This is a genomic window from Streptomyces sp. NPDC056486, assembly GCF_042795295.1.
GTDB lineage: Bacteria > Actinomycetota > Actinomycetes > Streptomycetales > Streptomycetaceae > Streptomyces.
In genome coordinates this window covers 1-3,289 of the sequence record NZ_JBHTSF010000313.1, presented here as the reverse complement: position 1 = coordinate 3,289, position 3,289 = coordinate 1, and the positions used below count along the sequence as shown (strand labels likewise).

4 protein-coding genes are annotated in these 3,289 nt (G+C 66.1%); 1 reads left to right on the top strand and 3 read right to left on the bottom strand.

The annotated features are described in order from the left end of the window. Positions 1 to 341: 341 nt before the first annotated feature. The 3 genes from ACFQ7F_RS45640 to ACFQ7F_RS45630 all read right to left on the bottom strand — a co-directional run bounded on the left by ACFQ7F_RS45640 (position 342) and on the right by ACFQ7F_RS45630 (position 1,908). Positions 342 to 596, bottom strand: coding sequence for a hypothetical protein (locus ACFQ7F_RS45640; RefSeq protein ID WP_383285650.1), 255 nt, complete (start codon positions 594 to 596; stop codon positions 342 to 344). Positions 597 to 808: 212 nt separating this feature from the next. After that, complete coding sequence (locus ACFQ7F_RS45635) at positions 809 to 1,432, bottom strand: DUF6099 family protein (protein ID WP_383285647.1); 624 nt, start codon at positions 1,430 to 1,432, stop codon at positions 809 to 811. Then, a complete protein-coding gene (locus tag ACFQ7F_RS45630) occupies positions 1,429 to 1,908 on the bottom strand; it encodes an RNA polymerase sigma factor (protein WP_383285644.1) in 480 nt (159 codons plus the stop codon). The genes ACFQ7F_RS45635 and ACFQ7F_RS45630 overlap by 4 nt, the downstream gene beginning before the upstream one ends. A gap of 706 nt (positions 1,909 to 2,614) precedes the next feature. Between ACFQ7F_RS45630 and ACFQ7F_RS45625 the strand changes: the two genes are divergently transcribed. Next, positions 2,615 to 3,268, top strand: coding sequence for a hypothetical protein (locus ACFQ7F_RS45625; protein ID WP_383285641.1), 654 nt, complete (start codon positions 2,615 to 2,617; stop codon positions 3,266 to 3,268). The last annotated feature ends 21 nt before the right edge of the window (positions 3,269 to 3,289 follow it).

Here is a 3,289-nt window from a genome sequence, read left to right as displayed (position 1 = left end):
CATCGCCACCCGTTACGAAAAAACCGCGACGTCCTTCAAAGCCGCCGTCACCCTGGCATCAACACTCCTCTGGCTCCGCCCACTTTGAAGACACGGCCTAGGGGTCAGCGTGCTGGGCTGTACGCGGGACAGCGATGCTCGTGCGCGCAGGTTCTGCACGCGATCCGGCGCCGCGCGGTGGCGGTGGGCCACGTGGCTCTGGTGCATTCGGCGGCTACCTCATGCAGGGCGCGGGAGACCAACGGCTTCTCCCCAGCGTGGTGTTCGCCGGCTGATTCCTGGTGAGCGGGCCGTGGGGGGGGCTGCGGAAGGGCCTTGGCGAGGGCGCGCAGGGCGCGGTGCTACAGCGTCTTGATCGCGCCCTCGTTCTTCCCCATGATGCGGGCGGTCTCGGCGACGGACAGCCCTCGCAGGAACGCGCGGACGTGTGGGACCTCGACTTCGCCGCCGGGCGGGACGTACTGCTGCAATGGCTCGAGCGCCACAGCCGCCACGGCCCGGCCGGTGGGAGGGCGGCGCAGGCGGCAGGTGAAGATCGCCGAGCGGCACCACCGGATCGCCTCCCGGGCCGGTTCACTGCGAGAACGCTCCTGCATGCCGACGGACTGAACCTTCCCTGGCTAGCCCGTGACAATAGCTCTGGTCGCTGGCAGAAGGCTGCGGTCTCTGAGCAACGGGAACACGTGCCGGGTCCTCCATCCTCATACACGGTGCCGCCGTGAAGATGAGACCCCGCGCTTTCAACAACACGGCCACCGGGCCCAGACGGCCGGACCGCTGCGGGGACTCAACTTCCGCGATGGTCTGATCACTGCTGGGACACAGGGTTTATCACCGTGTCGGTGGCATCGTCGAAGAGCCTAGGGATGATCCGCGCGACATCGTGCAGCCGATCATGTACCTCGTCGGCCGTGTCGATCCACTCCATTGTTTGCCAGTACGACGCCTCCCCGTCGAGGGACAACGCAACAGCAACCAGCTCGACGGCGATGTCTCGGAGCATGCCGCTGGCCGCCGCGATCAGGTCGCTCGCCTCGGTCCGCGACAACCTGCGCTCCTCCAAGCCCCTCCGCAGGGCAGCCAGGGACGATTCCGCCCTGTCCAGGCAGCGCAAGAGGGAACGGCGCCTTTCAGGCGTGCCGAAGTGCGCCCAGCCGCCGAAGGCGGCCCGGAGGCGACTGATGGTCCCCAGCACGTCATGGGTTGTCCGCAGAACACTGGAAAGGTGAGCATTCGGGCCATGCGCTGATTCGCCCTGCAGGTGCGGCACGGATTCGGGCCGCTCAGGCCCCTGGATCGTCCGGGAGGCGGGGCTGAAGACGTGCGTCAGTCCCCTGGGAATGTCCAGCCCGCCGGTCACCGCGTCGAGCACCGCGTGGTCCGCCCGGGCAAGAAGAGCATCGAGTTCGCGGTCGCTGTGGTCGTTAATCACCTCTGTGCACCTCCCTGCGTCAGACCCAGTACCACTTTGAGCCGAGCACGAGCCCGGCCCAGGTTCTGCCGCACGGCGTCCGGCTTCATGTCCAGGGCTTCCGCGATCTCCGATGTGGTGTAGCCATCGAGGTGCCAGGCCATCACACGGCGCGGCTGGGGCGGCAGCGAGGCCAGCGCCTCATACACCCGTGACTCCTCCTCCTTGATCTCCACGGCGCTCAGCGGACAACAGGGCGAGGGCGTCTCGGGTGGGGTGTCGGTGAGCTCACGGCACCGCACTTCCCTTCTCAAAAAATGCCGGTAGGCCACCGTTCGCAGCCAGGCCCCCGGATGCGTCAGCCGCGACCACGCCGCATAGGCCTCCGTGAACGCCGACTGGGCGGCCTCCGCCGCCTCGTGCGGCTCCGCTCCCAACCTCATCAAGTGGCGCACCAGGCGGCCCAGATGCTGTGAGTAGAAGAGGGAGAAGTCCACGGGCTCAGGCGTAGTGGAGGACTGCCTTGCAGGAGGAGGGGACTGGGCCGTGCGCGCGTCACGGGTCGCATGCAGGTCATCCACGTTCGCCTCCGCCGATCTCGACGCGCACCTCTTCCCCCTCACGCCGTTCCACCAACACGCTTCCCGGGGGCAGGGCGCGGACACGCTCACTGGTGCCCTGTTGCCGCAGCCGCGCCAGCCTGACCCGAGTACGGTCGCTCAGCAGCCGATACAGGAGTCTGCCCGCAACCAGGCCCAGTGTTCCGCCCAGCGCCACAGCCGCTTCAAGCATGCAGCACCTCTCATTTTTGGGTCCGCCCGTGGTGCGCCATCGCCCACAGTTACAAGGGAGTGCATCGAGCGCCGCAAAACGTGACAGCGGCGCCTGCACCGCTGTCACTTGGCAGCAAGATGATCTTCGATGCGGTCTCACCCACCGCCCGTCTGGGCCAGCCGCCGCGTTCCCGCATCTTGCGTGCGGTGTGCAGGAGCCGGTCAGGATGCGCGGGTGTGCGCGATGAGGCTGGCCAGTGCCGGATGGCTGAGGCAGCGCAGCTCGGAGTGGGGCTCGGCTACGCCGTCAGACGGGGCACCTGTGCGGGCAGCCATGCAGGCAAGGACGAAATGCTGGGCCGGGGTCATCACTGCTGTGCGATATCGTCGCGGGCTGCCGACGCTGTGGCTGCTGCGTACGCTGATCGGCATGGGGCGAAAGAAGAGCGGCAAGTTCGCCGCAGGCAAGTTCAAGGAGACAACACAGCGTATCCGGGAGTACCTAGACGAGATAGATGATTCCGGCATGACGGATCAGGCTGTCACCTGGGCGTACGAGGCGGCGCTGATGAAGATCGCCGTGGCGTTCGAGAGCCTGATGTTGGAGTGCTTGATCGTGGCACTCAACAACGACTCGGAGCCGTTCAGCAAGGCCACGAGCATTGCCTTCCCCCGGCACATGACCGAGAAGGTCTGCGAGTACCTGGTGACGGGTGGGAAGTTCTTCGACTTCAAAGGGCGTGACGGACTACTCGGGGATATCGGACGGTTCGTCGGCGGTAAGAACGCAGGCCACTATCTGTACGAGGCCATCAAGAAGCCGAGGTACCACCACCCCCTGACGCTTCTGATCGCCCTGCGAAACTACGCGGCGCACGAGAGCCCTCAGAGCAAAGAGACGATGAAGCGAGCGATCGTCGGATTTCGGCTCGGCACTACAAAGAAGCTGACAGACCAGCAGATGAAGGCGGCGAATGCCCCTCTGGCGGCCGGTGCATGGTTGAAGACACAAAGCCGGTTCGTTTACCTGCTGGACGAGCTCGACGCCTTGGCGGACGAGATCCACCAGGGTGCCCCGTACTGACCCGCTACAGGATGCGCATGC

Coding starts and splice junctions, on each gene's coding strand:
- ACFQ7F_RS45640 (WP_383285650.1), bottom strand. CDS start 596: ATGCAGGAGCGTTCTCGCAGTGAACCGGCCCGGGAGGCGATCCGGTGG.
- ACFQ7F_RS45625 (WP_383285641.1), top strand. CDS start 2,615: ATGGGGCGAAAGAAGAGCGGCAAGTTCGCCGCAGGCAAGTTCAAGGAG.